The sequence below is a fragment of the Cutibacterium equinum genome (assembly GCF_028021195.1).
GTDB classification, from domain to species: Bacteria; Actinomycetota; Actinomycetes; order Propionibacteriales; family Propionibacteriaceae; genus Cutibacterium; species Cutibacterium equinum.
In genome coordinates this window covers 1,501,480-1,525,137 of record NZ_CP115668.1, presented here as the reverse complement: position 1 = coordinate 1,525,137, position 23,658 = coordinate 1,501,480, and the positions used below count along the sequence as shown (strand labels likewise).

Here is a 23,658-nt window from a genome sequence, read left to right as displayed (position 1 = left end):
ATGAGGGCGCACAAGACGTTGTCAAGGAGGGCTGATGGTCACACGTGCGCCCAGACTGGTTGGTCAGGCCAGGCAGGCGATGGCCGAGGAACTGGCGGGTCGCTACAACGAAGGTGCGTCCATTCGGTCCTTGGCACGCGAGTCCGGACGATCCTACGGGCTGGTGCAGAGACTTTTACAGGAAGCCGGGGTGCAGTTCCGTCCTCGTGGTGGCGCCGACCCGGCATCCCCTCAGACCAAGGCCGAGCGTGAGACCGTCGAGCAGGAATCACCCGTTGAGGCCACACTGAAGACGTCGGCGACGAGTGATCAGCAGGACAAGGCCGCCGAATCGGCCCAGGACCACGCAGGAGATCAGCCCGACGTCGAGGCCCTTCGCCTGGCCATTGAAACCGCCGTCGCCCGTGCCGAGAAGGCGGACCGCAAGGCACGCAAGGCAGAGAAGGCACTGCGCAAACTGCGTCGCAAGGGAGCCAAGAAGTCGCGTCGCAAGGAAGCCAAGGCGACCCTCGACAAGCACCGGGCCAAAGCTGAGAAGGCCGATCGCAAGGTGCGTAAGGCTCGTCGTCGCCTCGACGAGGCCGAGCACGCCGCTGAGCCTCGTCAGTTCTGAGAGCTGTTCACACCGACCGCGATGACCGCGGGATCAGGGTGGTGATCTCCACCGCCGAGGTGACCTCCACCCCATCCACATGAACGTCTCGGACATGGTGGGCGCTGGGCCCCATGGCAACGGCGTCCGAGGCTGTCGGCCCATCGAGGTCCACGACGGTGCGGACTTCCTCATGTCCGGCAATCTCGAACCGTGATTCCAGACCTGCCACGAGTTCGTCATGCTTGTGGGGCTGAATCCCGATCATCCCGGTCATCTCGCGTAACTGGTGCAGATGGTCGGGCAGGGGAGTGACGACGACGAGGCGGCCATCAGGGCGCAGAATACGGGCGAACTCGTCGCGGTTGCGTGGGGCGAACACGCACAACACAGCATCCATGCACTCGGTGCGGATCGGCAAACCGGCCCAGGTGTCGGCGACAACAGCCGCCATCCGAGGGTGGACCCGCGCCGCCTTGCGGATGGCGGCTGACGACACATCGGTGGCCAGACCGTGGGCATTCGCGTGAGCTTCGAGAACCTGTGCCAGATGGTGTCCTGTCCCGGCCCCGACCTCGACGATATTCCCGCAGTCGGCGAGGCTCTCGGCCAGGCGAAGGTCGAGGTCACTGAAGAGGCCGGCGTCGAGGACCCGCTGACGTGACGCGACCATCGCGGGGGTGTCAGCATTCGCCCCGGCCGGGGAGGTCGTCATCGTCACATAGCCCTGCTTGGCGATGTCGAGACAATGACCCTGTGGGCAGCGCAGGGAGCGCCCGTCGAGGTCCATGGGTTCTTCGTGGCCACGGCGTTGGCAGGTTGGGCAGACCAGCCACGGCAAGGCCAGGGACAAGGTTGGAGTCACGTGGCGCTCGTCCTCGCATCGGTGGTCTGAGACTCCTTGGGAGACGCGCTGCTGTCCGGCTCGTCGATGGTCTCGGTCGGTGTGCTGGACCGGTTGGCCTTGGCTCGGCGTTTCTGACGATCCTTGACGTCACCGCGAATGAGTACGAACAGCCCGATCAGAGCAATGGCGGTGAAACAGAACCATTGGATGGCATAGGACAGATGCGGGCCTTCATCGAGGTGCGGTAGTTCCTCGGGGACCAGGCCGGTCTGGGCCGGGACCATCGAGGTGGCCGAGATGTAGCCGTTGACATACGTGATCCCCTGTGCCTTGCCGATGGCCTCGGAGTTGATGAGCCGGACCTTGCCCTGCACTGGGTCGGTGGCGGTGGCCTTGCCATGTTCATTGCCCTTGACCCGTCCGGTGACGGTCACGGTTCCAGAAGGTGGCGGCGGCAAGGCCTGGTCGTCGCCGTTGCGCGAAGATCGTTTGAGAAAACCGCGATCAATGAGAACGTGCTGGCCATCCTCGGTGACGATGGGGGTGAGGACCTCGGACCCGTCGTCGTCGCTATTGCTGCGATAACGCACCTGAAGCTCGTGAGCGGTGTCGAAAGAACCCGTGATGGTGACCGGCCGCCATTGTTCCTGCGAGGTCACCGGATGTTCACCCATGAGAGTCGACCACTCCACGGGTGGTTTGTTCTCGTTGGTGCGGATGATCTCATTGGTCTCACGGCGGCCCGACAGTCGGTGCAGCTGCCATTCACCGAGCCGGACCATGACCAGGCCCAGCACCATGACCAGGAGAGTCATAGCCACCCACCGAACCCACAGCTTCTTCACGCCCTCGAGCCTAATTGGTCGGTCCACATCCGTGGCCCCGCGGCAAGTCCTGGGCGTGTGACCCATGCCCAGGAATCACTCCTCGTCGACCTCGCCCTGGATTGTCACGGCCGGCCCCAACTCGCAGCGGGTCTGGTCAGCGTGCTGGGACGGCAGGGTGTCGGTGGTACGCCGGTCCGCTGCATTGCCCAGCACGACGGCGATGGCAGGGATGACGGCCGCTCCCAGCAGGAAGCTCCACCGCCAAGGGCTCGGGGTGATGACGAGCCCGATGAAGCACAAGGTCCGCACCAGCATTGACCACAGGTAGCGCCGCTGCCGCATCTCGAGGTCTTCACTGGCAGACCTCTTGGCAGACGTGATGGAGTGCCGGGAGCCACGGTGCCGCCGATGCCTCCGACCATGCGCTGCGTCACTCACCCGTCCAGCCTAGGTCCGCGACGCCGATGAGGTTGAATCCTTCCAGTTCTTGGTGGTGGCGTGCGATAGGTTCATCCCATGAGTCCAGACACCTCGGGGCGCGTCGCCCTTGTCACCGGTGGATCGCGCGGTATCGGTGCCGCGATCGCCGCAGATCTGCACGCACAGGGTTATCGAGTGGCCGCCACGAGCCGTTCGGCCACCGCACCTGAGGGGGTGTTGCCGGTCGCCTGCGACGTCACCGACGCCGATTCGGTCGACGCGGCATTCGCTCAGGTGGAACAGGAGCTCGGTCCCGTCGAGGTGCTTGTTGCCAACGCCGGTATTACGCGCGACGGGCTGCTTGCCCGCATGAAGGAGGAGGACTTCACCGACGTCCTCGACACCAACCTCACTGGTGCCTACCGCGTCATTCGTCGTGCTGCCAGGTCCATGACCCGGGCCCGGTTCGGACGTATCGTCCTGACCTCCTCGGTGGTCGGCCTGCTCGGCTCCGCTGGCCAGGTCAACTACGCCGCCTCGAAGGCCGGCATGGTCGGTATGGCCCGGTCCGTGACCCGCGAGCTCGGTTCCCGTGGCATCACCTGCAACCTCGTCGCTCCCGGTTTCATTTCCACCGACATGACTGACGACCTGCCGGAGAAGGTCGTCGAGGGCTACCTGGAGCGCATTCCGGCCAAGCGGCTGGGGACGGTTGACGACGTCGTCGCCGCCGTTCGCTTCCTGGTCTCCGACTCGGCCGGCTACATTTCCGGTGCCGTGGTCCCCGTTGACGGCGGACTCGGCATGGGCCACTGACATCACCTACATCCCCAACGACCGGAAGGACATCACCATGGGACTTCTTGAAGGACGCACCATCCTCGTCACCGGCGTGACGATGCACACCTCGATCGCGTTCAAGGCGGCTCAGATCGCCCAGGAGCAGGGCGCGCGGGTCATCGTCTCCAACCTGCCACGGGCCGTCGGAGTGACTCGTCGCGCGGTGCGCAAGCTCGACCCAGTGCCCGAGGTGCTGGAGCTCGATGTCACCGACGCCGACCAACTCGCAGCCCTGCCGCAGCAACTGCGTGATCTCGGGGTGGACAAGCTCGACGGACTCGTCCACGCCATCGCCTTCGCCAACCCGAAGACGGCCCTGGGCGGTAAGTTCCTCGAGACCGAGTGGGAGGACGTCTCGGTGGCCGTTCACACTTCCACCTATTCCTATGTCTCCCTCGTCACCGCCCTCGACGGCATGCTCGCAGACAACGCCTCGGTTGTCGGTCTGACCTTCGACGCCACCGTCTCGTGGCCTTTCTACGACTGGATGGGCGTCGCCAAGGCTGGGCTGGAGTCGGCCAACCGCTACCTGGCCCGTTACATGGGTCCCAAGGGCGTCCGCTGCAACCTCGTGGCGGCCGGCCCGCTGGACACCATGGCCAAGACGGCCATTCCTGGTGCTGACGCCTTCAACGACCTGTGGGGGGAGCGTGCCCCGCTCGGTTGGGACACCAAGGACACCACCGCGGCTGCCAAGGGGATCGTTGCCCTGCTGTCTGACTGGTTCCCCGCCACCACCGGCGAGATGATCCACGTCGACGGCGGCATGGGTTCGACTGGAGCCTGATCAGGTCAGCGGCCACGATGTGGCTGCCGTGATGGCCTGGGAAGCGGCGTTGCGTAATGTGCGCAGCGCCGCTTCTCTGGTGTGAGCGCTGTGGGCCGTGATCATGTGGTGGGTTGACGCCAGCCCGGCGTCACATGCTGTCAGCACAGTCCAGGCAGAGTCGAGGAGTCGCTGGTCGGCGGGACGGTGACCGGTCAGATGAGGGGCAGTGATCTCGGGACGTTCCCCAGCGACCATGCCCAGATCGCTGAGCTGGGCTGCTGTGGCCGTCACGGCAGAACGCAGCAGGACAGTCGCGTCGGACGGAGTTGGCGGTGGCAGCGGAGCCGCTGCTCGCCTGATCGTCCACTGCATGGCGGAACCGACAGGCTGGGGGATCCACGCCGTACCGGCGGGTATGGCAGCGCATCCCTGGTGACAGATGATGACGGCCCCGGCGTCGATGGCGGACTGGTTGACCGATGCCGGACCTCGCAGCCCAGCGAGCTGGCCGGGTGCAGGCAACAGGAGCCCCCACAGCACCGGGGAATCGTGGCGGACATGGGCAATCCTGGCCAGGGCCATGCGGATCGGCACCGACGACAACGGATCGTGCTCGGACAGGGAGAGGACCTCGTCAGGGTCCTGAACATGGTGGGCCGTGGCCATTGTCAACAACTCGGCCTCGGCATGAGGATCGGTGGTGCGACCGGCACACAGATCGTTGAGCAGGCAGGTGAGACGACAGCAGATCTCGAGCACCTGCCCAGACTAGACGCCCCGAGATGACACCGAAGGCCACAGTTCCCAGCCATACCACGCCGACCTCGCCGCATCAGCCCGTGTATGTCGCTGGCACAAGGTAAGTTCATACCCATGAGTGCAGTGGCGCAGCTGGCAGGCGTGGGAGTGCGACGCGGGGATCGATGGATTCTCGACAATGTCGACCTCGACGTCGAGGAAGGCCAGCGTTGGGTGCTGGTCGGCCCCAATGGAGCGGGAAAGACGACCCTTCTGCAGATCTTGGCAGCCCAGCTGCACCCCACCGTCGGATTGGTCGAAATCCTCGACGAGATCCTCGGTGCCGCCGATGTCTTTGAGCTACGCCCGCGTATCGGCATGGCTTCCTCGGCCCTGGTGCATCGCATCCCAGATCAGGAGAAGGTCGGTAACATCGTCGTTTCGGCTGCTTGGGCTGTTGTCGGACGGTGGAATGAGGCCTACGACGATCAGGATGTTGCCCGCGCCCGCGAACTGCTCGAGCGCATGGGTCTGGCCGGTATGGTTGATCGCACTTGGGGCACCCTCAGCGAGGGAGAGCGCAAGCGGGTCGAGATTGCCCGAGCACTCATGACCGATCCTGAGCTTCTGCTGCTGGACGAGCCCGCCGCAGGCCTTGACCTGGCCGGTCGTGAGCAGTTGGTTGACGTGCTCTCGTCCATCTTCACCGATCCTGATGCTCCCGCCTCGGTCCTCGTCACCCATCACCTGGAGGAGATCCCGGCTGGCATCACGCACGCCTTGGTCATGGCCGACGGCCACATCGTGGCTGCCGGGCCAGTGGAGACCACCCTGACATCCGACGTTTTCTCGGATGCCTTTGGAATGCCGTTGACTGTCAGCCATGCTGATGGTCGGTGGAATGCTCGCGCCGCTCACTAACACTCATTCATGACGGGATAGCGCTATGTGGGAACCAGAACACCGCTGGTTGGTGTGGATTGTGGTGTCTGCCGTGCTGGCATGCACAGAGATGCTCAGCGGGGATTTCACTCTCCTCATGCTTGCTGCCGGTGCGGGGGCAGGAGCGCTGACTGCGGCCATCGTGCCAGGTATGTGGTTGGTCCAGGTTTTTGTCGCGGCAGCGGTGGCAGGGCTGTCACTTGCCTTGCTGCGCCCGACATTGCTGCGCCGGGTACGTGAGACGCCAGGCTACCGGTCATCCTTGGACAGCTTGGTCGGTGCTGGCGGCGTCGCCACGCGTGCCATCACCGACGATGAGGGGCAGGTCAAGGTCAACGGTGAGGAATGGTCGGCACGCTCGTTGGAACCAGGGTTGACGATCGTTGCCGGGCAGAAGGTTGAAGTCTATGAGGTCGACGGTACGACCCTCGTGGTATATCCGGTGTCCAGAAGCATCGCTCCAAGGTCTCCAGGTGCTCCCCTGATCTAGGATGATGGTCAGGGTGCCGGGCTCCGACCGTCACCCTGAGCACTTCAGGAGTATTCATGCCCCAGTTAATCGTTACGCTGGTGATTGTCGCCCTGGTCGTCGTCGTGTTGGCCTCGAGCGTCAAGATCATTCATCAGCAGAAGATCGGTCTCGTCGAGCGACTCGGAAAATTCCATCGACGTCTCAACCCTGGCCCACATCTGCTTATGCCGATTATTGATCGGGTGCAGTACGACCTTGACATGCGTGAGCAGGTTGTTCCTTTCCCGCCGCAGGGAGTCATTACTGAGGACAACCTCATGGTCAACATCGATTCGGTGATCTACTTTCAGATCGTTGACCCCGAACGTGCCGCCTATGAGGCGCAGTCGTACAAGATCGCGATCGAGCAGCTGACGATGACGACCCTGCGTAACATCATCGGTGGTATGGACATGGAGGCGGCTCTGACCAGCCGCGAGGAGATCAACCAGAAGCTGCGGGCGGTTCTCGATGAGGCCACCGGGAAATGGGGTATCAAGGTCAACCGCGTGGAGTTGCGGGCCATTGAGCCGCCGCCCACGATTCGCGACGCGATGGAGAAGGGCGCCCGCGCCGAGCGCGACAAGCGTGCCGCGATTCTGTTGGCCGAAGGTGAGCGTCAGTCCCAGATTCTGTCGGCTGGTGGCGACCGTGAGTCGGCCATCCTGCGCGCCCAGGGCGATCGTGAGGCCGCGGTGCTGCGAGCCCAGGCTGATCGTCAGGCCCAGATGCTGCGCGCTGAAGGCGAGGCTCAGGCCATCACGACGGTGTTCAATGCCATTCACGCCGGCCAACCCGATCAGGGCTTGCTGGCCTACCAGTACATGCAGATGCTGCCGACTCTGGCCCGTGGCGACTCCAACAAGGTGTGGGTGGTGCCGTCTGAGCTCAATGACGCGCTGAAAGGTCTAGGCTCCCTGGCCGGTACGGACGGGCACGAGCCAAGTCACGGCGGTTTCGCGGCGGCTGATCCGTCGCAATTCTCCGCGCCCGAGAAGGTCGACGTGTTCGCAGAGATTGAGGCTCAGAAGGTTGAGGAGAAGAAAGCCTCCGAGGAGACTGTCCAGCAGGCGATCCAAGAAGCTGCCAAGTTGGAGAATCCGGGCCTGTCCGGCATGCGCCATCAGCAGCCGGACCAGATGAGTGGGGCCCGGTCCCTGTCCCGCGATCAGATCGAGGGGCAACCCGAGGGGGAGTCGGCAGATACAGCGAAGAGGCAGGAACCGTGGAGCACTCCGCAGTCCGACTCTGCGGCGGACCAACCCACCGGAGATCAGCGGCACGGTGACGAACCGTTCAGTCGACGGTGGCCTTCTCAGGACCAGTGATGTGAGTGCGGCCGGGACCATGATGGCCCCGGCCGCAACCAACCGTTCACGGTCCTGACCTGACAAAAACCCAAGACTGCGATGTACCCAGCACGATGGGTCATCACAATGACGTCGCAAAACAGGTGATGAGACCTCGGTCGACACTGGTCGTGGGCCGACGCTGCCCCCACAAATTTGTCGCCCTGACAGGGCGTCTTGAGGGCAGGCCATGCTGAAGAAGCTGCAACGGGGTCCGGCCTATTCGACATTCGGCGTCCCAGGAAGCTGGCCCGAAGAGCGGGGACGGTCACAGGGTGTCTTCGGTGCACACGGAAGCTCACGGTGTAGTGATGCTCCCTCAGAGGCTACGAACTGTTCTTCTTTCTTCTCTCGGCTATGATTATCAAGGTCGCCATAATCGCAGTGAATACCAAAAACTGGATCGGCCAGTTCAAGCCAACATGGGCTAGTCCTTCCTTTAGTCGGCCTGACATACTTTCGTGTACTGACGTGAACCCAGAGATAAAAATCCCGGCAGCCGTTGCCAGCCCGTAGAGAACCCACCATGCGTAAAGCCAGTTGGGATCCTTCATTTTCTCCAGAGGATCCCGCTTGTCCTTGAAAATATTGTACGTCATCTCAGATATCCCTGGAATGCATTGTTGAAGGGATTTGATCTTCGGTATCACTTGTAGCCATACTACAGACCCCGGCTGCGACGGTATTCATGGCATCATTCCTTCCACATGGGACGTGGTATCTCCACTTTGCCACCTCGCTCGAAACGCAGCAGGTGGCGTTGCTGGCATCTCCAATCCATGACAAGGGCTTATGACGCACACAGTACACCCAGTGGGGTTACTCTCCCGTAGGCATCGATGAGACCATGGCGTATAGGCCTACGCGGCAACGTTGAAGGCCGGCAACGAGCGGAATTGGGACCATGGGGTCAAGATGACTGGCTGGCATATCGGGTGGCCAGTATGCCGCATGCGATGAGCTGGGCCAGATGAAAGATCATGAGGGGTAGCACGATGAGACCGACCGGCTGGCCGGCGAAGAGGACCGTAGCCATCGGTAGGCCAGTGGCCAGTGACTTCTTGGTGCCGCAGAATTGGATGGCGATGCGATCCTCGCGATCGAAACCAAGCCACCCGGCACATGCCCAGGTCAGCCACAACATGAACAACAACAGGGCCAGGCACACGACGGTCAGAATCATCATTGAGGCCGGTGACACCAAAGACCACATGTGTTCGCGCATGCTTTCTGAAAACGCCGAATAGACGACGAGGATGATCGACCCCTGGTCGACAAGTGTGAGTGGCTTGCGATGCCGTGTGACGAACTCTGCGGTCCATCGACGTGAGAGCTGGCCCAGTATGAATGGAAGCAGCAATTGAACGCCGACGCCAAGGAAACTCGATGCCTGAATCGTGAGTCCGCCACTTGCTGACATCAAGAGGAGGGCCAAGACCGGGGTGAGGATGGTTCCCACGAGATTCGACGTGGTTGCTGCGACGATGGCGCCTGCGACGTTGCCGTGGGCGATCGAGGTGAAATTAATCGATGACTGCACCGTCGATGGCACCAAGCAAATCCACAATATCCCGGTGTAGAGAGTTCTCGGTATCACCCAGGGTGTCAGGCCACGCAGTGTCAATCCGATGAGCGGAAAGACGACAAAGGTAAAGGCCAGGATTGTTCCCTGCAACTTCCAGTTCTTGAGACCGTCAAGAGTTTCGCGGGGTTCCAGTCGGGCCCCGTAGAGGAAGAACAGGATGAAGATGAGGACGGTGACACCGTGTGTGACGATGGGGAGGACCGGGCCTGTGGCTGGCAGCACCGATCCGACGATTGCCGTGGCCACAATGGCAAGAACGAACCCATCGATAGGCAGTCTTCGGCCTGGCTTCGCGGAACCCACTTGTCCACGATAGCCACCGGTAGGTTGGACGGGTGGCAACGTTCATCGATATCGACGATCCCGCTGACCCTCGACTGGCAGATTATGTGGGCCTGCGCGACGTCAACCTGCGTAAATCCTTGGAAGCTGAGCATGGCTTGTTCATCGCAGAAGGCGCCAAGGTCATCCGGCGCGCTTGCGAGGCGGGCTATCCGCCACGGTCCTTCCTGCTGGCTCCTCGCTGGATTGACGGTTTGCGGGACCTTTTCGACTCTCTCGACGTGGAGGTCTTCGTCGTCTCCGAGGCCTTGGCCGAGCACGTGACCGGGTTCCACGTTCATCGTGGTGCGCTGGCGTCGATGTGTCGCCAAACTCGTTGGAGCGCTGCTGATCTCATGGATTCTCGCCGTCTGGTGGTGTGCGAGGACATTGTTGACCACACCAATGTCGGTGCCATCATCCGGTGCGCCGCAGGAATTGGATGGGACGGTGTCTTGCTGGCCCCTCGCGCGGCCGATCCGCTGTACCGCCGGGCCATCAAGACGTCCATGGGCACCGTCTTCCAGCTGCCCTGGGCCCGGATGGAGGACTGGTCGGGTGGGCTCGACGAGTTACGCAGTCACGGGTTCACGGTGGCAGCGATGGCCCTGAGCGACGACTCGGTCACCCTGGACGAGTTCTCCGCAAACCTGCGGGTCAACCCACGCAAGGTGGCCCTCCTCATGGGCACTGAGGGGGCGGGTCTGTCGGCTCACTGGATCAGTCAAGCCGACGTCGTGGTGCGTATTCCGATGGCAGGGGGAGTTGACTCCCTCAACGTCGCAGCCGCCGCAGCGGTGGCCTGCTACCAGTTACGGGAGACCACCCCCTCACCTATCAGCCCTTCGGAGTGAGCGGCCAGTCGTCAGGGTAGAGGTGGGCTACCTTCTCGTGCTGCTCGTCGAGCTTGCGACGGGAACGCTTGGAGAGCCGGTCTCCGAAGACGACGCCGTTGCAGTGGTCGGTTTCGTGCTGCAGGCATCGGGCGAAGAACCCGGTTCCGGTGACCGTGATGTCATTGCCCCAGGGGTCTTGGCCGGTGCAGGTGGCCAGGTCGGGACGAGCCAACGACTGGAAACCGCCTGGCCAGGACAAGCAGCCTTCGTCTGCGGCCTCGAGGCGGCGTTCCCGGCCCTCGGGCAAGGTGACGACTGGGTTGCAGAAGGCACCGTGGTGGACGACGTTGTCAGCGTCGGGACAGATGTAGACGAACAAAGACAGGTCCACCCCGACCTGGGTGGCGGCAAGGCCCACACCGTCGGCGGCGTCCATCGTGGCGAACATGTCACGAATGAGGGTCGTCAGCTCCTCGTCGAACTCGGTGACGGGGCGGGTCTGGGCGTGGAGAACAGGCTCCCCCCACCGGGTGACCCGGCGCAGGGACCCACCTGTGAACAGATCCTCCCAGCGGGGGTCGTCGGTGGGGGTGTGCTTGCGCATGGCTGATCTCCTGGCGTCGATGAATGTCTGGGGCTGATTGTCTCACGAGTGGACAGGTGTCCGTGGTCACCCTATGGTCGGGCCGACGAGCACCCGCATGACCCCGGGCTGCTCAATGGTGGTCTCCACCTGCCACTCTCCGGTCTGGTCGCAGAGCCGATGGACCGCGATGTGGCCCTCGTCGGGTAGCGCGGCCCAGACCCGGGTGCCGTTTTGGGTGGTGACGGTGATGTCGCGAGGATTCGCCCCAGTGGTGTCGAACTCGTCGACCAGTTCGAGGCGTCCGAACCGGCCTTCCAGCACGCCGATGCTTCCCACCATGCGGTTCGCGACGAAGTGTTGGCCATCACGGGAAAACACGATTGAAGACGGCTGGGCAGGTGCTTGAGAGTGAGGGTCTTCCCGGAAAGCCGCCTTTGACCAGCGCGACGACGCCGTCTCGGCCACGAATCGCCATTCCCGAGCCCACATGTCATGGCCGGTGGGACGAGACCATGTGCCAATCGTTCCTGACAACTCACCGGCGACGGTGAGGATTTGCTTGCGGCCATCCTCGGTGAGCGTGAGATGACGAGGGCCCATCCCGGCGGGGGTTACGAGCGAACCAATGACCTCGGGGCCAGCCTCGCTCCAGCGCAGGAAGCACACTTGGTCGGCGCCCAGATCGGTCACGGCCAGGTGTGCGCGGTCCAGCCAGGTCACCTGGTGGGCATGGGGACCTTCCTGACGGTTGGCCACCGGGCCGGGGAAGGTGCAGTCCTTGCCCAGATCCAGCACATGCCGAATCCTTGGCCGGGTCAGGTCTGCCAGATCAACGAACTCAACCTGACCGGAGGCGTAATCGGCGATGGCCATGAGTCGACCGGTGGGATCGATGGCGCCATGACAGGGCCCTTGGCCTTTCAGTTCGACGGTTCCGACGACCTGGAATTGGCGTCCGGGATGGACGATCCGCACAGTGTTGTCACCCTCGCAGACCACTGCGACCACGTTGTACAACGGCGTCGCCCAGGAGGCGTCCCCGAGTTGACAACTGCCGACGATCTCGGTGTGGAGCCCGTCGGAATCATCGGTCAACCGCCATGCCGTGACGCCTCCCGTTGAGGCATCGGTGGTGCGATGACAGGCAAGAACTGGGGTGACGGCCATGGTTGGAAGCCTACTCAGGATGAGCGCTCCACAAGGCCAGATGGCGCAGGACGTGGAGTTGTCCACAACCAGTGACATCCAATGTCATGGAGTTGTCCACAGGTGGGAAAAATGTTGGCGGATGTCGCAGGCGCTGACGATAACTGAATACGTGAGGAGATCTGCTTGTATCAGTGTGTTGATCATCGTCGTTGGGACATGCCTGTTGGTCTTGCCTGCCCCTACCCGCAGCGTTGCTATGCCGCTCGCGCAAACCCTGCCACGGCAGCCACAGCCAATGGGGGAGCGCGGCTTGCCGGCCAGGAGACATCCGCCCGTGCCCGGCCCGGTCATCAAAAGGTTCGATCCGCCTGCCAAACCGTGGTTACCCGGCAGCCGTGGAGTTGAGTTCGCGGCATCCCCCGGTGAGCCCGTGGAAACCGTCACCGCAGGGGTCGTCGTTTTTGCCGGGCAGGTCGCGGGCGCCGGAGTGGTCAGCATCTTGTTGCCCGACGGACGGCGGACCACCCATATGCCGGTGGTTCCCGCCGTCCAGGTCGGGGAGGCCGTCAGTGCTGGTCAGGTCATTGGGCTGGTCGGCATGGGGCCGCCGTGTGCCCGGACCTGTCTGCACTGGGGGCTGAAGAACGGAACCGAGTATGACAATCCGATGACACTGTTGGAGGTCGACGTGCGCCTGTTGCCTACTCAGGAGCGACTCCGGGTGCCCTCGGGAAGACGCGGTGTCTGGCATCCCCTGGCACTGCCTGGAGCGAGACCTTGGACGAGGTCGCCGGGCACGTTGATGCCGCCATGGCTGGGGGCTGGTCGTGACGGTCAGGCCCTCATCGATGAGCAGGTGACTCGCGCCGTGACCCGACATCATGCCCTGGGGTGAGCCTGACGAAAAGCGGTGCGCAATCGCTGCGTGGACACGTGGGTGTAGATCTGCGTGGTGGCCAGGGACTCGTGGCCCAATATGTCCTGGACGGTGCGCAGGTCTGCGCCGCCTTCCAAGAGATGGGTCGCCATGGCGTGACGCAGGCCGTGGGGTCCCAGGTCGGGGGAGTCCGGTTCGGCTCGCAGATGGGTGTGGACGATGCGTCGCACCACTCGTTGGTCGATTCGACCACCGCGGGTGCCCAGGAACAGCGCCCGTTGTGAGGTGGGGCCGACCCATTCGGGACGACGGCTCAGCCATTCGTCGACAGCGTGCAGCGCGGGCAGTCCTATCGGCACGGTGCGCTCCTTGTTTCCCTTGCCGGTTACTCGCACCGTCTGACGGGAATGGTCGACGTCGTCCACGTCGAGCCCGCACAATTCAGCGACGCGCAGCCCGGTTCCGTAGAGGACCTCGAGGATGGCGGCGTCGCGAGCGCCTCGGGGAGACTCGTCGCCACGAGCGTGAGTGACGGCGTCGTCAAGGATGTGACGGGCTTGTTCGACTCCGAGGGTCGCTGGCAGACGTTTCGGAACCGTGGCCGAGGACAGGCTCGCCGACGGGTCGGCGTCAATGAGTCCCTCGTCGACTGCCCACCGGAAGAAGACCCGTGCGGCTGACCACCGGCGTTGCATCGTTGCGGGTGAGGCGCCTGCCAGTCGGGTGTCGGCCAACCAGGTGCGCACCTGCGACGTGCCGATCGTGGGCAAGGTGTCGTCACCATGGGTGTGCGCGTGTGCCATGAGGTCGATGAGATCAGCCCGATAGCCGCGGATCGTGTGAGGCGAACGGCGAAGCGTCGACAGGTGGTCGCAGAAATCCTCGACGGGCACCGTCAGTGCCGCAGGCAGATGGTTGGGACGATCTGGCGTCGGGGAGAGGTCTTTCATCACCCCCACTGTGGCCTGTGAGCGCCGACAGGAAGGGCGGACACGCGGAGGGGTTGGGGATTGCACAGCGGGGTCGCTGCGACCGAGCAGCGCTGAAACCGCCGTTTGAGGTGGACCACATGCAGTGTGGTCGTCGGATGGTGACCAAGTGGCCGACGAGGTCGGGGGGCGATGGAGCTCGTGCGTGTCCATGTGCGATGAGTTCGACCAGATTTTGTGCACATGGACCCCGGAGGCGCAGACCGTGCCATACTGTCCTTGACACAAAGACTAATACGATTTAGTTCAGTGCTGCTTTCACCGTTGAAAGGACCATTATGAAACGACCACTCATTGTCGGTTTGGCCGTCATCGTTGGGCTCACGGGGTTTTTCGGTGCAGGGTCGGCTGCCGAGGCTGACGACAGCGTCGCACCCATCGGCGATCACGCCTTGGCCTCGGCCCAGCCGCGTAACGCCGGTCGCCGGCTGCAGGACATCCGCACGTGGACCCCGCAAACCGATCCGTATGCCGCATTTCTGCGCGCACAGATACCGCTACAACCTCGTATCGCTCATGACCCCGACACCCAGACCCGTCACGACCTCGACGGTAAGGCGGAGGTCATGCTCATGCAAGGCGACTACGGTAACTCCTTCTTCGGGAACTTCCGTGCCAACGACGGATTTGCCAACAACACCTTGAATTTCTGGCAGTACGCAGATTATTGGAGCCCATGGCACGGTGCCGCGACACCTCGAACCCCCGAGGCTCTTTACGACCCGGCCACGAGCGATTGGCGCACCCGTAACTTCGAGTTCGGCATCGTCGACATACCGAACCCTGCTTACACCAATGCCGCGCACCGCAACGGCGTCAAATCCATCGCCACGATCTACTTTGATCCAGCCTTCCGTCCGGGCCTTACTTTTGACGAGGCCTTCGACAAGGACCCCAACTCTGAGGGCTACATCATTGCGGAAAAACTAGTCGAGATGGCACGCTATTTTGGCTTCGACGGCTACTTTCTCAATGAGGAAGAAGGCAACCTCTCGGACCCTCGATTCAAGCCTTTCATGAGCTACCTCACCTCCAAGGGTCTGTACACCCAGTGGTACACCAATTCCTCAGGTGAGTTCTCGGAGTCCAAATCGAAGTGGCTCGATCACGGCAAGATCATGGATTCAGTGTTCCTCAACTACACGTGGCCGGGGTCTCAAGATCGGTCGATCGCTAGCGCAAAGGCCAGCGGATATGATCCCTACAAAGCGCTGTTCTTCGGAGTTGAGGCCAATCAGGCGGGGTTTGGTGGCCATCATCGTTCGGCATCCCAGCTCCCGAACCTTTACACGTCTGCTGCAGATCACAGTCCCAAAGCCTCTATCGCTTTGTTCACCCCCAGTGACATGTACCAACGCGGACTTGCAGACGACATCAAACCCCAAGGCGCTGGTAAGGATGTGCCGGTTTTCCAGCAGGATCCCTACCAATGGATGATTGCTGAACGGGAACGGATGTATTTCTCCGGGGTGACTTCCAATCCGCAGGAAACCGGATCCCACCTCGGACATTCTCGCCCTGAGGTTGGTGTCAAGGACTCCTCCTCCTGGGTCGGGGTGGCCGACTTCACCCCAGCTAGATCTGTCATCGCGGGGTCGCGTTTCCACACCGATTTCAACACCGGCCACGGTATGCAGTGGTACCAGGATGGGGAGGTCTCCAACCCGCAATCATGGACCAACATGGATTCCCAGTCCATCCTGCCCAGTTGGCAATGGTGGATTGATACTGAGGGCTCCCGGCCATCGGTGGATTTCGATTATGGTCCTACCGAACAGCGCAAAGACGTCAACGGTGCCCCCACCAAGACCCCATATCAGCAGATCGGAGCCTGGCGAGGAGGCTCGTCTCTGGTGATCCATGGGGATCTGACTGACGTCGCAACACTGAGATTGTTCAAGACCCGGCTGTCGGTGAGTCCGACAACCACCATGCCATTGACCTTCCGCAAGAGCTCGGCGAGTGGAGACGCCATGAAGGTCGCACTCGTCTTTGCTGACGACCCTGGGAACGTCGTCACCGTCGACGTTCCCGACAGCGCCGCGCGTGGCCAGTGGCGCACCTCCACGGTCGATTTGGGGAAGTTCTCCGGGCGAACCATCACGACGATCGGTCTTCAATTCGACCCTGCGTCTGGTTACCAGATGAATCTCGGTTCGATGTCGGTGCGTGACGGTGCCAAGGCCCCGCAGGCCCCTCAGCAGGTCAAGTTGGACAAGGTCTATGACGATGGTCAGGCCGTCTTGTCGTGGCAAACCAAGCCCTTTGACGAGGTGTCGCACTACGTCGTGGAGGCGTCTGGTGCAGACGGTAAGACAACCCATCTGACCTCGGCATACACCGATCTGGCCTACGTCAAGACAGTCCCTCACGCCAGCGGCAAGGTGACGTTCACGGTTCGTGCTGTCGGCCATGATGGTCAGATGTCCGAGCCTGCGACTGTGGCCTACGACTACTCGGCCCAACCGCGGCACATCAAGGTGGCTGAGAGTGCTACCGCCTCCAAGTTGCTCACGGAGGCTGCCAAGCCGGGCGCACTTGATGTGACGTGGGACGCGCATGGCCTTGAGGGCACCTGTCATGTCGATGTCGGTCTCGTCGACGTGACCGACGACAACATCGACAATCAGCCGTACAAGTTGGACGTTCCCTGCTCGAAGGGATCGGCTACCGTGCCGTTACCCGTCCGGGAGGGATATCCCTATGACCTGACGATCACAGCCGGTGACGGTCAAGGGTTGTCATATCGAGGCCGCAGTCACGACTCGTGGGCTGCCCCGGTGACCCGAGACGACATGGTCGTTGACAAGGATCGTTCCGGGTTCCACATGCGCAACCTCAGCTCACCTGATTGGTATCTGCTTGATCTGACCTGGCAGGGGCAGGATGGCGCATTGTCGCCGATCAGCAAGATTCGTCGTGGCGGTTCGGTGCGCGGTGGTTGGGGAGCCAGCCCCACTACCGATGATCCGACAGCTTTCCACCGTTTTCCGGCGGCCGACGGCACGCTCGTAATGACGGTCACTGATTATGCCGGGAATACGACGGTTCAGAGGTTCACCATCAAGGATCATGATGTGGTGGTTCCGTCCGAAAAACCGTCGTTCATGATGAAGGGGAAGACCACTCAGAAAGTCACGGTGGGGCAACCTATTGATCCTGTGACCGTGACGGTCACCGGGGCTGCGCCATTGACGTGGCGAATTCGTGACTCTCTGCCCGAGGGGCTGTCATGGCGCAATGACATCTCGGGGGATGGGCTGACGCCTTTGCAGGCAACCGTGTCGGGAAGCATGGCCACATCCGGCACGCACAAGATCGTCATTGAGGCAACAGACCTGTATGGCAACACCGCCAGCCAGGAACTCGTCGTGGAGGCTGTTGCGGCCCCGGCTCCTTCGCCGTCAGTACCGACGCCAACGGCCACACCGACCTCGACGCCAACGGCCACGCCGACCTCGACGCCAACGGCCACGCCGACCTCGACGCCAACGGCCACGCCGACCTCGACGGTCTCTGGAGCCCAGACGCCAACCGCTGCGGTGCCGTCAGTACCGGTTGCTCCTGGTGAAGCGGCGCCAACTGCTTCCGCCACTGTGGTGCCAACGGGGGCGCACAGCTCAGCCAGACCTCGTGTGCCAGGGGGTGACACCATACGGGTGCGCCTCAGCAGGTTGCCGAACACTGGTTGGTGACGGTGAAGCCGTGGTGCTGGGCGATAACACCGACGATCGTCGCCCAGCACCGCAATCCTCCACGGGCATACCGACAAGAGTTGGCCCAATCCTTGCTCGAGGTCCTAGACTAGCGGTGCAGTCCGGATCACTTCGGGCTGACTTCGCATGCATCGACGTCACCGACGACCGGACGTCCACGGTCCTGCCACGGCAGGCGGGCGAACGGTGATGCATCAGGAGGTGACGCAATCCCGCGTCATCGCTTAACCGTTCGGCACATCTGCGTGATGTGCCCAGAGAGGGAAGGGCACGGCATGGCCGTCGTCACCACTCGCCAGCTCCTCGAGAGCGGCGTCCACTTCGGACACCAGACCCGTCGTTGGAACCCGAAGATGAAGCGTTTCATCTTCACCGAGCGCAACGGCATCTACATCATCGACCTGCACCAGTCGCTGACCTACATCGACAAGGCATACACCTTCGTCAAGGAGACTGTCGCCAAGGGCGGCCAGGTTCTCTTCGTCGGCACCAAGAAGCAGGCTCAGGAGTCCATCGTTGAGCAGGCCAGCCGCGTTGGCATGCCCTACGTCAACCAGCGCTGGCTCGGCGGAATGCTCACCAACTTCCAGACCATCTCGAAGCGCATCGCCCGGCTCAAGGAGCTCGAGGCCATGGACTTCGACAAGGTTTCCGGCTCCGGTCTCACGAAGAAGGAGCTGCTCATGCTCTCCCGTGAGAAGGACAAGCTGGCCAAGGATCTTGGCGGTATCCGCGACATGCCGAAGGTTCCCCAGGCCGTCTGGATCGTCGACACCAAGAAGGAGCACCTCGCCATTGACGAGGCTCGCAAGCTCAAGATTCCGGTCGTCGCCATCCTCGACACCAACTGTGACCCCGACGAGGTTGACTACCCGATCCCGGGCAATGACGACGCCATCCGTTCGGTGTCCCTGCTGACCCGTATCATCGCCGACGCCGTCGCCGAGGGCCTCATGGCTCGCTCCTCCGGCAAGTCCGGTGACCAGGCTGCCGAGGCCGAGCCCATGCCTGATTGGGAGCGCGAGCTCCTCGAGGGTGGCGACGCCAAGGCTGAGAACAAGACCGAGGCCGAGGCTGAGGAGCCGAAGGCCGATGCTGACAAGGCCGATGAGGCCGAGAAGTCCAACTGAAGTTCGCCCACGTCTAGACAGGACTGAGATTACCCATGGCTATCACTGCTGCTGAGGTCAAGAAGCTGCGCGACGCCACCGGCGCCGGCATGATGGACGCCAAGAAGGCCCTCACCGAGGCCGACGGCGACTTCGACAAGGCCGTTGACATCCTGCGTGTCTCCGGCGCCGCCAAGGCTGCCAAGCGCTCCGACCGCGAGGCCAGCAACGGCCTGGTCGCCGCTGCCGGCACCTCCCTGGTGCACATCGGCTCCGAGACCGACTTCGTCGCCAAGAACGAGGAGTTCATCGCCGCTGCCAAGGAGATCGCCGAGGCCGTCGAGAAGGCCGGAGCCGACTCCACGGATGCCGCCAACGCTGCCGTTCTGGCTGACGGCACCACCGTCGCTGACAAGCTCGGCGGCCTGGCCGCCACGATTGGTGAGAAGATCGAGCTCGCCAACGCCGCCCACTTTGACGGCAACGCTCACGTGTACCTGCACCGTCGTTCCCAGGACCTGCCCCCGCAGGTCGGCGTGATGGTCGAGTACGCCGGTGACGACATGGAGACCGTCCACGGAGTGTGCCTGCAGATCGCCGCCATGAGCCCGCGCTGGCTGTCTCGCGACGAGGTCCCTGCTGACGTCATCGAGCACGAGCGCACCGTCGCCGCTGACATCGCCCGCGAGGAGGGCAAGCCCGAGAAGATCATCGACCGCATCGTCGATGGCCGTCTCAACGGCTTCTACAAGGAGAATTGCCTGCTCGACCAGCCGGCCATCTCCGACGACAAGAAGTCCGTCGCCCAGACCCTCGAGGCCGCCGGAGTCACCATCAAGCGCTTCGTGCGCTTCTCCGCTGGAGAGTGACCCCATCCCGGTACGAACCGGGGATGATTGACCGCGAACGGTCCCACCGCATGGTGGGACCGTTCGTCGTTCTCCGACTCGCGGTTTCGCCGAGAACCAGAGAACTTGGGCCAGTCGCGTCAGAGTTTTCGGTTGTGACTGTTGGTCGAGACGATGACGGACTGCGGCGTTAGCCGTCCTCGGGCTAAGCTGGGGTGACGCATCCCGCGTCAAGGTTCGCTGACCAGGAGAGATGATGCCAGAGCGCTACAACCGAGTTCTTCTCAAGTTGTCCGGAGAGGTTTTCGGAGGGGGAGGAGTCGGTGTCGACGCTGATGTCGTGGCCGCCAAGGCCCGCGAGATCGCCGAGATCGCCAACAGCGGCGTCCAGGTGGCCGTCGTCGTCGGAGGAGGAAACTTCTTCCGTGGCGCTGAGCTTCAGCAACACGGCATGCAGCGTGATCGCGCCGATTACATGGGAATGCTCGGAACTGTCATGAACTGCCTCGCCCTGCAGGATTTTTGCGAGAAGGCCGGGGTCGACACCCGCGTCCAGACCGCGATCACGATGGGCCAGGTCGCTGAGCCGTACATCCCGCGTAAGGCCGAGCGTCACATGGAGAAGGGACGAGTCGTCATCTTCGGCGCTGGGTCCGGTATGCCGTACTTCTCGACCGACACCGTCGCCGCACAGCGCGCCCTTGAGATTGGTGCCGAAGTGCTGCTCATGGGCAAGCAGGGTGTGGACGGTGTGTATGACTGCGATCCGAAGACCAACCCGAACGCCCACAAGTTTGACGAACTGACCTACGATGAGTTCCTGTCGCGTGACCTCAAGGTTGCCGACGCCACCGCCGTCGCCATGGCCAGGGACAATGACCTGACGATGGTCTTCTTCAACCTTGAGACCCCGGACAACATCGCCCGCGTCATCAACGGTGAGGACATCGGTACCACCGTCCATCGCTGAACCATCGAAGACACACCAAGGAAGGACATCACTGTGAGCGACATCATCAAGGACGCCGAGAAGAAGATGGGGTCAGCGGTCGACCACGCCCGCGAGGAGTTCGCGACCATCCGCACCGGGCGCGCCAACCCCGCCATGTTCAACAAGATCATGGTCGAGTACTACGGCACACCCACCCCACTGCAGCAGCTTGCGACCTTCCAGGTTCCGGAGGCTCGTACCATCCTCATCGCCCCGTTTGACAAGAGCTGTGTCAACGAGGTCGAGAAGGCCGTCCGCGACTCTGATTTGGGCGTCAATCCCTCCAATGACGGCAACGTCGTGCGTTGTGTCCTGCCGGCCCTCACCGAGGAGCGCCGCAAGGAATACATCAAGATGGCCAAGACCAAGGCTGAGGAAGGCCGCATCGCCGTGCGCAACGTCCGTCGCGCCAGCAACGATGTCGTCAAGAAGCAGGAGAAGGACAAGGAGATCTCCGAGGACGAGTTGACTCGTCTGGAGAAGGAGCTTGACCAGGTGACCCGCAAATATGTCGAGCAGATCGACGAGCTCTTGAAGTCCAAGGAGAGCGAGCTGCTCGAGATCTGATCGGATTCGGGATGGGAACCTCCCAGAACAAGGCCACGGCCACACGTACCCCACGTGCTGGCCGTGATCTTCCTGCCGCCATCATCACGGGTCTGGTGTTGTGCGGGGCCGTTATCGGCACCGTCGGGTGGTGGCACTGGGGGTTCGTCCTGCTCATGGCCCTGGCCCTGGTGGCTGGAGCCATTGAGTTGCACCGAGCGATGGCTCGGTTGGGGATGAATTCTGCGGTGGTGCCTATCTGCGTCGGCACCGTGGTGATGGTCATCGGAGCCTACGCGGCCTCGACGATGAACCTTCACATCCTGCCCAACACGTTCCTTGTCGCCACATTGGGGGCGACGACGGTCGCGGCCATGGCGTGGCGTTTGCCGCGCGGTTCCCAAGGATTCGTCAAGGACGTCGCGGCAAGCCTGTTCACCATCGCCTACCTGCCGCTGCTGGGCTGCTTCGTCCCACTCATGATGGGAGACGACGGAGGTAGCCGTCGCATCGCCACCTGGATTCTGTGCATTGTTGCCTCCGACACTGGCGGCTACGCCGTGGGCGTGCTCTTCGGCAAGCACAAGATGGCCCCCAGGATCAGCCCCAAGAAGAGTTGGGAGGGGTTCGCCGGATCTGTCATCACGGCGGCCTTGGTCGGCTGGGCCTGTCTGGGCGGCTTGCTCTCGGCTCCGGTCTGGGCCGGTTTGCTCCTCGGGGTGGTTCTCGCGTTCACTGGGACTGCGGGAGATTTCGTCGAGTCGATGATCAAACGCGATGCCGGTATCAAGGACATGTCGAACTTCCTGCCCGGCCACGGCGGGATCATGGACCGGCTGGACTCGGTGCTGTTCTCGGCACCCTTCGCCTGGCTCGTCATGTCCTTGGTGCTGTGAGCGAGGCTGTCCCTGCCATCTGATCGCACCTGAGAACCTTGCAGCCACTGTGGACGACTCCATGGTGGCTGACCTTGATCCTGAGAGGAATGTCGTGACTGACGCACAATCCGACCGTTCGAGCGTGTCGCCGTCGGGACTGGTGCTGCCCGCCACACCGCTGGCTGACAAGGAAATCCCTGTTGTGGTTCGGAGCCCGAAGCGCACCAAGCCGCCTCGGCATTGGATTGACCTGAGCGTCGAGGAGAGGGTGCAGGCTGTCAAGGACCTTGGCCTGCCGGCCTTCCGCGCTCGCCAGATTTCCGCCCACGTCTTTGACCGCTGGGAGGTTGACCCCACCGAGTGGACTGATCTGCCCAAGTCGGTTCGTCAACAGGTGGCCGACGCGTGGTTCCCGAGTCTGCTGACCGAGGTCTCCCGGCAGTCGTGTGATCGTGGCATGACCGTGAAGACCCTGTGGCGGCTGCACGGCGGTGCGCTGGTGGAGTCGGTTCTCATGCATTATCCCCCGACCCGTCATTCTGCGGCTCGCACCACCTTGTGCATCTCCTCCCAGGCTGGCTGCGGCATGGCCTGCCCGTTCTGTGCGACCGGTCAGGGAGGTATCCAGCGCAACATGTCCAGCGCTGAGATCGTGAGTCAGGTGTTGGCAGCCAACCGCCTCATCGCGGCCGGCGAGGTTCCTGGAGCCAACGGTCGGGTGCACAACATCGTCTTCATGGGAATGGGTGAGCCGATGGCCAATTACCGTTCGGTGTTGTCCGCCATTCGCACCCTGACCGCTGATGGTCCCGACGGGGTGGGTATGAGCGCTCGTGCCCTGACGGTGTCGACGGTCGGTCTCGTGCCGCGTATCAAGGCGTTGACCGAAGAGGCAATACCGGTCACCCTGGCTGTCTCCTTGCATGCCCCCGACGATGAGCTGCGTGACGAGCTCATCCCGGTCAATCGCCGGTGGAAGGTCGACGAACTCCTTGACGCCGCATGGCAGTACGCCGAGAAAACCAAGCGTCGGGTCTCGATCGAGTACGCCCTCATGAAGGACATCAACGACCAAGCTGATCGTGCCGCTGTGCTGGCTCGCCAGATCCGTCGTCGCGGCGACTGGACGTGGGCTCATGTCAACCTCATCCCGCTCAACCCGACTCCGGGGTCGCGCTGGACGGCCTCGCGTCCGGAGGATCAGGACGCCTTCGTCCAGACCCTGGAGCGCTGGAAGATTCCGGTGACGGTGCGCGACACCCGAGGTTCCGACATTGATGGGGCATGCGGGCAGTTGGCTGCTGTGGGACGCTCGGAAGGGTTGGGAAACTGAGTCCACTGGGTGACCCAGTGGGGTGACGCTGGCGCAAGTGGTGCGAAAATCATCCGAGT

At 62.7% G+C, this 23,658-nt stretch carries 24 protein-coding genes; 15 read left to right on the top strand and 9 right to left on the bottom strand.

Going from position 1 to position 23,658, the window contains the following annotated elements; translation table 11 throughout:
- Nucleotides 1-34: 34 nt before the first annotated feature.
- Nucleotides 35-613, top strand: coding sequence for a helix-turn-helix domain-containing protein (locus O6R08_RS07000; RefSeq protein WP_271417490.1), 579 nt, complete (start codon nt 35-37; stop codon nt 611-613).
- Between the two features lie 7 nt (nt 614-620).
- Here the strand turns inward: O6R08_RS07000 and O6R08_RS06995 are convergent, their stop codons facing one another.
- The 3 genes from O6R08_RS06995 to O6R08_RS06985 all read right to left on the bottom strand — a co-directional run bounded on the left by O6R08_RS06995 (nt 621) and on the right by O6R08_RS06985 (nt 2,608).
- On the bottom strand, nt 621-1,457 hold the full coding sequence (locus tag O6R08_RS06995) for a methyltransferase domain-containing protein (protein WP_333907879.1): 837 nt from the start codon (nt 1,455-1,457) through the stop codon (nt 621-623).
- Nucleotides 1,454-2,284 (bottom strand): SURF1 family cytochrome oxidase biogenesis protein, encoded by an 831-nt coding sequence (locus O6R08_RS06990; RefSeq protein ID WP_271417489.1) that lies wholly within the window; start codon nt 2,282-2,284, stop codon nt 1,454-1,456. The genes O6R08_RS06995 and O6R08_RS06990 overlap by 4 nt, the downstream gene beginning before the upstream one ends.
- A gap of 75 nt (nt 2,285-2,359) precedes the next feature.
- Nucleotides 2,360-2,608, bottom strand: coding sequence for a DUF3099 domain-containing protein (locus O6R08_RS06985; protein ID WP_333907921.1), 249 nt, complete (start codon nt 2,606-2,608; stop codon nt 2,360-2,362).
- A gap of 174 nt (nt 2,609-2,782) precedes the next feature.
- Here O6R08_RS06985 and O6R08_RS06980 point away from each other — a divergent pair, with 174 nt between their 5' ends.
- On the top strand, nt 2,783-3,502 hold the full coding sequence (locus O6R08_RS06980; RefSeq protein ID WP_271417487.1) for a beta-ketoacyl-ACP reductase: 720 nt from the start codon (nt 2,783-2,785) through the stop codon (nt 3,500-3,502).
- Between the two features lie 37 nt (nt 3,503-3,539).
- Complete coding sequence (gene fabI, locus O6R08_RS06975) at nt 3,540-4,313, top strand: enoyl-ACP reductase FabI (protein ID WP_271417486.1); 774 nt, start codon at nt 3,540-3,542, stop codon at nt 4,311-4,313.
- Here fabI and O6R08_RS06970 read toward each other — a convergent pair whose 3' ends face one another.
- A complete protein-coding gene (locus O6R08_RS06970; protein WP_271417485.1) occupies nt 4,314-5,054 on the bottom strand; it encodes a hypothetical protein in 741 nt (246 codons plus the stop codon).
- Nucleotides 5,055-5,168: 114 nt separating this feature from the next.
- Here O6R08_RS06970 and O6R08_RS06965 point away from each other — a divergent pair, with 114 nt between their 5' ends.
- The 3 genes from O6R08_RS06965 to O6R08_RS06955 are packed head-to-tail and all read left to right on the top strand — an operon-like array spanning nt 5,169 to nt 7,814.
- Nucleotides 5,169-5,954, top strand: a complete 786-nt coding sequence (locus O6R08_RS06965) for an ABC transporter ATP-binding protein (protein ID WP_271417484.1) — start codon at nt 5,169-5,171, stop codon at nt 5,952-5,954.
- Nucleotides 5,955-5,979: 25 nt separating this feature from the next.
- The gene (locus tag O6R08_RS06960; RefSeq protein WP_271417483.1) at nt 5,980-6,465 is read left to right on the top strand and encodes an NfeD family protein; all 486 of its coding nucleotides are present in this window, start codon (nt 5,980-5,982) and stop codon (nt 6,463-6,465) included.
- Nucleotides 6,466-6,521: 56 nt separating this feature from the next.
- Nucleotides 6,522-7,814, top strand: a complete 1,293-nt coding sequence (locus O6R08_RS06955) for an SPFH domain-containing protein (RefSeq protein ID WP_271417482.1) — start codon at nt 6,522-6,524, stop codon at nt 7,812-7,814.
- A 347-nt stretch (nt 7,815-8,161) separates the two neighbouring features.
- On the opposite strand, the gene O6R08_RS06950 is transcribed toward O6R08_RS06955, so the two are convergent.
- A complete protein-coding gene (locus tag O6R08_RS06950) occupies nt 8,162-8,434 on the bottom strand; it encodes a hypothetical protein (RefSeq protein ID WP_271417481.1) in 273 nt (90 codons plus the stop codon).
- A gap of 311 nt (nt 8,435-8,745) precedes the next feature.
- Nucleotides 8,746-9,723, bottom strand: a complete 978-nt coding sequence (locus O6R08_RS06945; RefSeq protein WP_271417480.1) for a bile acid:sodium symporter family protein — start codon at nt 9,721-9,723, stop codon at nt 8,746-8,748.
- Between the two features lie 32 nt (nt 9,724-9,755).
- Between O6R08_RS06945 and O6R08_RS06940 the strand changes: the two genes are divergently transcribed.
- Nucleotides 9,756-10,595, top strand: coding sequence for a TrmH family RNA methyltransferase (locus tag O6R08_RS06940; protein ID WP_271417479.1), 840 nt, complete (start codon nt 9,756-9,758; stop codon nt 10,593-10,595).
- On the opposite strand, the gene def is transcribed toward O6R08_RS06940, so the two are convergent.
- Nucleotides 10,579-11,181, bottom strand: a complete 603-nt coding sequence (def, locus tag O6R08_RS06935; protein ID WP_271417478.1) for a peptide deformylase — start codon at nt 11,179-11,181, stop codon at nt 10,579-10,581. The two genes, O6R08_RS06940 and def, sit on opposite strands and share 17 nt — an antisense overlap.
- Nucleotides 11,182-11,247: 66 nt before the next feature.
- Nucleotides 11,248-12,330, bottom strand: coding sequence for a lactonase family protein (locus O6R08_RS06930; RefSeq protein WP_271417477.1), 1,083 nt, complete (start codon nt 12,328-12,330; stop codon nt 11,248-11,250).
- Nucleotides 12,331-12,646: 316 nt separating this feature from the next.
- Between O6R08_RS06930 and O6R08_RS06925 the strand changes: the two genes are divergently transcribed.
- Nucleotides 12,647-13,207 (top strand): murein hydrolase activator EnvC family protein, encoded by a 561-nt coding sequence (locus tag O6R08_RS06925; protein WP_271417476.1) that lies wholly within the window; start codon nt 12,647-12,649, stop codon nt 13,205-13,207.
- Here the strand turns inward: O6R08_RS06925 and O6R08_RS06920 are convergent.
- Nucleotides 13,192-14,139 (bottom strand): tyrosine recombinase XerC, encoded by a 948-nt coding sequence (locus O6R08_RS06920; RefSeq protein WP_271417475.1) that lies wholly within the window; start codon nt 14,137-14,139, stop codon nt 13,192-13,194. The genes O6R08_RS06925 and O6R08_RS06920 overlap by 16 nt on opposite strands.
- 317 nt (nt 14,140-14,456) lie before the next feature.
- Between O6R08_RS06920 and O6R08_RS11440 the strand changes: the two genes are divergently transcribed.
- From O6R08_RS11440 to rlmN, 7 genes are all read left to right on the top strand, one after another.
- Entirely contained in the window at nt 14,457-17,873 is a 3,417-nt protein-coding gene (locus O6R08_RS11440) for an endo-beta-N-acetylglucosaminidase (RefSeq protein WP_271417474.1), read from the top strand.
- A 296-nt stretch (nt 17,874-18,169) separates the two neighbouring features.
- On the top strand, nt 18,170-19,024 hold the full coding sequence (gene rpsB / locus O6R08_RS06910; protein ID WP_271417473.1) for a 30S ribosomal protein S2: 855 nt from the start codon (nt 18,170-18,172) through the stop codon (nt 19,022-19,024).
- A 35-nt stretch (nt 19,025-19,059) separates the two neighbouring features.
- Nucleotides 19,060-19,872 carry a translation elongation factor Ts gene (gene tsf / locus O6R08_RS06905; protein ID WP_271417472.1) on the top strand — a complete coding sequence of 271 codons (813 nt, stop codon included), beginning with the start codon at nt 19,060-19,062 and terminating at the stop codon, nt 19,870-19,872.
- Between the two features lie 232 nt (nt 19,873-20,104).
- On the top strand, nt 20,105-20,821 hold the full coding sequence (gene pyrH, locus O6R08_RS06900; protein ID WP_271417471.1) for a UMP kinase: 717 nt from the start codon (nt 20,105-20,107) through the stop codon (nt 20,819-20,821).
- Nucleotides 20,822-20,854: 33 nt separating this feature from the next.
- On the top strand, nt 20,855-21,409 hold the full coding sequence (gene frr / locus O6R08_RS06895) for a ribosome recycling factor (RefSeq protein WP_271417470.1): 555 nt from the start codon (nt 20,855-20,857) through the stop codon (nt 21,407-21,409).
- 11 nt (nt 21,410-21,420) lie between these two features.
- Entirely contained in the window at nt 21,421-22,284 is an 864-nt protein-coding gene (locus O6R08_RS06890; protein WP_271417469.1) for a phosphatidate cytidylyltransferase, read from the top strand.
- A gap of 61 nt (nt 22,285-22,345) precedes the next feature.
- On the top strand, nt 22,346-23,599 hold the full coding sequence (gene rlmN / locus O6R08_RS06885; RefSeq protein WP_271417468.1) for a 23S rRNA (adenine(2503)-C(2))-methyltransferase RlmN: 1,254 nt from the start codon (nt 22,346-22,348) through the stop codon (nt 23,597-23,599).
- Nucleotides 23,600-23,658: the final 59 nt, after the last annotated feature.